Annotated in this window: 7 protein-coding genes and 1 other RNA gene; 7 read left to right on the plus strand and 1 reads right to left on the minus strand. The window is 72.6% G+C overall.

From position 1 onward, the window contains the following. Positions 1-216 precede the first annotated feature (216 nt). The 7 genes from HW577_RS19720 to HW577_RS19750 all read left to right on the plus strand — a co-directional run bounded on the left by HW577_RS19720 (position 217) and on the right by HW577_RS19750 (position 4,190). Positions 217-432, plus strand: coding sequence for a hypothetical protein (locus HW577_RS19720; protein WP_198377838.1), 216 nt, complete (start codon positions 217-219; stop codon positions 430-432). Then, positions 432-785 carry a cell division protein ZapA gene (locus HW577_RS19725; protein ID WP_198377839.1) on the plus strand — a complete coding sequence of 118 codons (354 nt, stop codon included), beginning with the start codon at positions 432-434 and terminating at the stop codon, positions 783-785. Before HW577_RS19720 ends, HW577_RS19725 begins: the two co-directional genes overlap by 1 nt. A gap of 9 nt (positions 786-794) precedes the next feature. Next, positions 795-949: non-coding RNA, 6S RNA (ssrS, locus tag HW577_RS19730), on the plus strand. Positions 950-1,152: 203 nt separating this feature from the next. Continuing rightward, complete coding sequence (locus tag HW577_RS19735; RefSeq protein ID WP_332837768.1) at positions 1,153-1,743, plus strand: 5-formyltetrahydrofolate cyclo-ligase; 591 nt, start codon at positions 1,153-1,155, stop codon at positions 1,741-1,743. Beyond that, a complete protein-coding gene (locus HW577_RS19740; RefSeq protein ID WP_198377840.1) occupies positions 1,740-2,558 on the plus strand; it encodes a TIGR00282 family metallophosphoesterase in 819 nt (272 codons plus the stop codon). The genes HW577_RS19735 and HW577_RS19740 overlap by 4 nt, the downstream gene beginning before the upstream one ends. 71 nt (positions 2,559-2,629) lie before the next feature. Beyond that, a complete protein-coding gene (locus HW577_RS19745; protein WP_198377841.1) occupies positions 2,630-3,421 on the plus strand; it encodes an SDR family oxidoreductase in 792 nt (263 codons plus the stop codon). Positions 3,422-3,437: 16 nt separating this feature from the next. Beyond that, a complete protein-coding gene (locus HW577_RS19750; protein ID WP_198377842.1) occupies positions 3,438-4,190 on the plus strand; it encodes an SDR family NAD(P)-dependent oxidoreductase in 753 nt (250 codons plus the stop codon). Positions 4,191-4,339: 149 nt separating this feature from the next. Here the strand turns inward: HW577_RS19750 and HW577_RS19755 are convergent, their stop codons facing one another. Next, positions 4,340-5,383, minus strand: coding sequence for a uroporphyrinogen decarboxylase family protein (locus HW577_RS19755; protein WP_198377843.1), 1,044 nt, complete (start codon positions 5,381-5,383; stop codon positions 4,340-4,342). Between the last annotated feature and the right edge of the window lie 161 nt (positions 5,384-5,544).

Below are 5,544 nucleotides of genomic sequence, written 5' to 3' on the forward strand. Positions count from 1 at the left end.
CGAAGCCCCCCGCGCCGGGGGCGGAGAGCAGCAGCACGCCGGCCGGCCCCGCGGCGGCGAGCGCGGCCGCGGCACCGGCCAGCCCATGCACCGTGACCGCCGGCGGCATGCTGAGACGTTCTGTCACCGTTGACCCCGAGGTTCCTCTCTGCCAAGGCTTTCCGGGGTACCCGCGCCGCCCGGCGCGGGGCAAGGGCAGTGGATCCCAGGGGGCGGATGAGCGAGGCGACGGACCCGGTGGCGGCAGCGGCCGCGCGGCTCGAGGCTGCAGTGCAACGGCTTTCGCGTGCCGCCGCGGCACGACCCGCGCCAGCGCCGGCGATCGATGGCGGCAGCCCGCCGGGCGTTGACCCGGCCGCGGTCGCGGCACTCGCCGAACGGCTCGATACGACCATCGCCCGCCTGCGCGGCGTGCTCGGCGAGGAAGGCTGATGGCCCAGGTCACGGTCCGCGTCGGCGGCTATTCCCATCCCGTCGCCTGCCAGGACGGGCAGGAACGTCACCTGACGAACATGGCCGCCGAGGTCGACAAGCGCATCGGCGCGCTCAAGGCCATGGGGATGCAGTTCGGCGAGACGCGGATGCTGCTGCTTGCCGCGCTGCAACTGGCCGACGAGACCGCCGACCTGCAGACCGAGGTCGATGCGTTGAAGGCCGGCGGGGCCGTCGCCGCCCCGATGCCGGCCGCGCCGGCCGCGCCCGGACCGGATCACGCGCTCGCCGCGCGGCTGAACCGCATCGCGGAAGCGATCGAGGCCATTGCCGCGACCCTTGAGGACGCCTAGGTTCCTCAGGCGGGGCTGCCCGGTGCGCCAGGCACTTCATCCCCGGGGCCAATGCACATCCTCCGGGAGCTGGCTCTGTCCGGGCCGTGGTTCGGATACCTGGTGCCCACCTGCGAAAGCAGGCCTTGGGAGGATGAGACGCCAGCGGCCAGGGTGGCTCCGCACGTTTTTTCCGAGGCGGAGCCTCGGAAAGAAGTTTTCTTTGTCCCTCAGACGGCGGGCGCCGCACATCCGCGCGGCTTGCCTTCGCGCCATGCGCTCGACCGCCCGGCGCGGCGGTTGGTCTGGGCGCGGTCGCGCGTCGCGCTCGCGGATCGAGGCGAGGCCTCGATCCGGGGTGTGGTCCCGGGTGGGAGGGTAGGGCGCCGTGAACGCCGGTGATCCCGACGATCCCGCGCTCGCGGCCGCCAAGGCGGCGGCGCGGAAGGTGGCGATGGCGCGCCGCGCGGGCCTTGACCCGGAAGCAGCCGGGGCAGCCGTGCGGAATGCGGTGCTTGCCGCCTGGCCGCCGCCACCCGGCGCCACCATTGCCGGCTTCTGGCCCATGGGGGCGGAAATCGACCCGCGGCCGCTGATGCACGCCTTGCATGCACGCGGGCATGCAATCTGCCTGCCCGTCACGCCACGCCGCGGCCTGCCGCTCGCCTTCCGCCGCTGGGCGCCGGGCGATGCGCTGGTCCCTGGGCCGATGGGGACCAGCCAGCCCGCGCCCGAGGCCCCGTCCGCCACGCCCGACTGGCTCATCGTCCCGCTGCTCGCCTTCGACCGCGCGGGGCGGCGGCTCGGCTATGGCGGGGGCTATTACGACCGCACGCTCGCTGGCCTGCCCGGCGCGACCGCCCTCGGGATTGCCTATGCGGTGCAGGAGGTGCAGGAGGTCCCGGCCGGGCCGCATGACGTCCGGCTCCGCCGCATCGCGACGGAGAAGGGCGTGATCGACTGCGAAGGACCGGCGTGAGGATACTCTTTCTCGGCGACATCGTTGGGCGGACGGGTCGCGACGCGGTGGCCGAGGCGCTGCCCGGACTGCGGCGCGACCTCGCGCTCGACCTGGTGGTGGTGAATGCGGAGAACGCCTCGCATGGCTTCGGCCTGGCGCCCGACATGGCGCGCGGACTGTTCGCGGCCGGCGCCGATGTGCTCACGCTCGGCAACCACGCCTGGGATCGCAAGGAGATCATCCCCTATATCGAGGAGGAGAAGCGCCTCATCCGCCCGCTGAACTACCCGCCCGGCACGCCCGGGCGCGGGGCGACGGTGGTGGATCTGCCCGGCGGGCGCCGCGCGCTGGTCGTCCAGGCGATGGGCCGGCTCTTCATGGGCGATTTCCTGGATGATCCCTTCCGCGCCGTGCAGGCGGAACTCGCCCGCCTGCCGATGGGCGCACAGGGCGCGGTGCAGGCGGTGGTGGTCGACGTCCACGCCGAGGCGACGAGCGAGAAGCAGGCGATGGGCCATTCCTTCGACGGCCGCGCCTCGCTCGTTATCGGCACGCACACCCATGTGCCCTCGGCCGATCATCGCATCCTGCCGGGCGGGACGGCCTTCCAGACCGATGCCGGCATGTGCGGCGACTATGACAGCGTGATTGGCATGCAGAAGGGCGGCGCGTCGATCCGGTTCTGGCGCAAGGTGCCGGCCGAGCGGCTCGCCCCGGCGGAAGCGGCGGCCACGGTCTGTGGGCTGTTTGTCGAGACGGATGATTCGACGGGCCTCGCCCGCCGCGTCGCGCCGCTGCGCCTGGGCGGCTCGCTCGCCCAGGCGATGCCCTGACGGCCGCCGGACGAGGGCTCGACCCTGGTGCGCCGGGGATGGTGCGCGGATGGGATGAGGGAGAGAGACGGATGGACCTGGGATACGCCGGGCGGCGCGTGCTGGTGGTGGGCGCTTCGGCCGGGATCGGCTTCGCGACGGCGCAGATGCTGGCGGCCGAGGGCGCCGATGTGCTGATCGCCTCGCGCGATCCTGCCGGGATCGGCGCGGCCGCCGACCGCATCGCGGCCGCGACCGGCCGGCGCCCCGCGACCGCGGTTGCCGACATCACGCTGGACGGCGCCGCCGATGCGCTGCTTGCCGATGTCGCCGCGCGCTGGGGGGCGCTCGATGCGCTGGTCGATGCGGTGGGTGGTTCCATCCGTTCGGGCTTCGAGGCACTGACGGATGCCGACTGGATCGGCAACTACACCTTCAACGTGCTCAGCGCGGTGCGCGTGGTGCGCGCGGCGCTGCCGCTGCTGCGCCAGGGTGCCGCGCCGTCGATCGTGCTGCTGGGTGCCGCCGCGTCGCGCATGCCGTATCCGAACCAGGTCGTCTCCAACGTCCACAAGGCGGGGCTGCTGGGGCTGACCAAGACGCTCGCCGGCGAATACGCGGCGGAGGGCATCCGCGTGAACTGCGTCGCACCCGGGCGCACGCTGACCCGGCTGTGGACCGACCGCGCGGCGAAGATGGCGGCCGAGCGCAACGTCACGGCCGAGGATGTCATCGCCGAATTCGCGCACGAGATCCCGCTCGGCCGCTTCGGCACGCCGGAGGAAGTCGCGGCGATGGTGCTCTGGCTGTCGAGCCCGCGCGCGGCCTATGTCACGGGGCAGACGGTCAACGTCGATGGCGGCATTGCCCGCGGACTGCTGTAGGGCAGGGGAGGAACGCATGGAGCTCAAGGGCGCGGTCGCGCTGGTCACGGGCGGCAATGGCGGGCTCGGGCAGTTGATCTGCCACGCGCTGGCGCGCGAGGGCGCGCATGTCGCGGTGATGTACGCGCAGAGCCGGGCGCAGGCGGAGGAGGTCGCGCGCGACCTGGCCGCCACGCATGGCGGGCAGGCCGAGGCCTTCGGCTGCGACATCACCGATGGCACCGCGATCGAGCGCCTCGTCGCCGCCGTCACGGCGCGCTTCGGACGGCTCGACATCCTCGTGAACGACGCGGCCTTCAACAAGGCGATCGCCTTCCAGGACCTCGACGCGCTGACGCCCGAGATCTGGCAGAAGATCATGGCGGTGAACCTGACCGGGCCGATGCTGCTGACCAAGGCGGTCGCACCGGTGATGAAGGCGCAGGGGCGGGGGCGGATCGTCAACATCGCCTCGGTCGCCGGGCTGACGCCGACCGGCTCGTCCATCGCCTATGCGGTGTCGAAGGCGGGGCTCATCCACCTCACGCGCTGCATGGCGGTGTCGCTCGCGCCGGAGACGCTCGTGAACTGCGTCGCCCCCGGGCTGCTGGAAGGTACGCGCGCGACGGCGAACCTGACGGCCGCGCAGGTCGAGCGCTCCGCCTCCACCTCGCTGCTGAAGAAGGCCGCGGATAAGGAGGATTGCGCGGAGATGGTCGTCACCATGTGCCGCACGGAGACGATGACCGGCCAGACGGTGGTGATTGACGCCGGGCGGGTCTTTCACTGACAGCGGCGGCCGAAGGGTCCGGCCGCCGGCATCAGATTTTTTCCTGCCCTCAGGCGCCGCGCGCTGGGCATCGCCGCACGCGCGGTGGGCCGCACTCACGGCCTCGGCCGGCGTGCGCCGGCCGCCGGTCGGTCGATCGGGCTGGCGTGTCAGCCCGCCAGTTCGCGCCGCACGATCGCCGCGCCGTCGGCGAGCGCCTTGAGCTTCGCGAAGGCGCGCTCCCGCGGCAGGTACTTCATGCCGCAATCGGGGGCGGCGACCAGCCGTTCGGCCGCCACGTGGCGCAGCCCCGCGCGCAGCCGGTCCGCCACCTGCTCCGCCGTCTCGACCTCCGTCGTGCCGAGGTCGAGCACGCCCAGCATGATCGTCTTGTTCGACAGGTCCTTCAGCATGCCGAGGTCGAGCTTCGGCTGCGCCGCCTCGACCGAGATCTGCGCCGCCGTGCTGTCGGCGAGCTGCGGCAGGAAGGAATAGCCCGAGGGCTTGTCCGAGACGAGCGCGGCATAGCCGAAGCACAGATGCACGACCGTCGTTCCTTCCACGCCCTCGAGGGCGCGGTTGATCGCCTGCACGCCGTACTGCTTCGCCTGCTCCGGCCGCGCCTGCAGCCAGGGCTCGTCGAGCTGGATCACGTCCGCGCCGGCGGCCTTGAGGTCGCGCGCTTCCTCGGCGACCACGGCGGCGTAGGCCATGGCGAGCGCCTCCGGGTCGCCGTAGTGCTCGTCATGCGCCTGCATCGAAAGGGTGAAGGGCCCGGGAAGGGTGATCTTCACCTGGCGGTCGGTGTTGGCGCGCAGGAAGGCCACGTCGCGCACCTCGACCGCGTGGCGGCGGCGGATCGGGCCGGTCACGCGCGGCACCGGCGTGGGCTTGCCCATGCGGCCGCTGACGATGGCGGGGTTGTCCACATCCACGCCATCGAGCGCGAGGGCGAATCGGTTGGAGTAGGATTCGCGGCGCATCTCGCCATCGGTGATGATGTCGATGCCCGCGCGCTCCATGTCGCGGATCGCGATCAGCGTCGCGTCGTCCTGCGCCTGTTCCAGCGCATCCTCCGCGACGCGCCAGATCTCCTTCAGCCGCACGCGGGGGACGACGTTGTTCTTCGTCAGGATGGCGCGGTCCACCAGCCAGGCGGGCTGCGGGTAGGACCCGACGACGGTGGTCGGCAGCAGGCGGTTGTTGGTTGCCATGGTCGGCACTCTCTCCCTGGATCCGGTGGCGCGGGGCGCCGGTGGTCTCACTCGGCGGCGGCCGCCGTCGCGCGTCGCCGCGCGCGGCCGGGCGCGGCCTTGGCCTGCAAGGCGACGCCGACGAATTCGCCGGTGGCGCCGAGATGGCGCGCGAGCAGCGC

The organism is Neoroseomonas rubea (assembly GCF_016106015.1).
GTDB classification, from domain to species: Bacteria; Pseudomonadota; Alphaproteobacteria; order Acetobacterales; family Acetobacteraceae; genus Neoroseomonas; species Neoroseomonas rubea.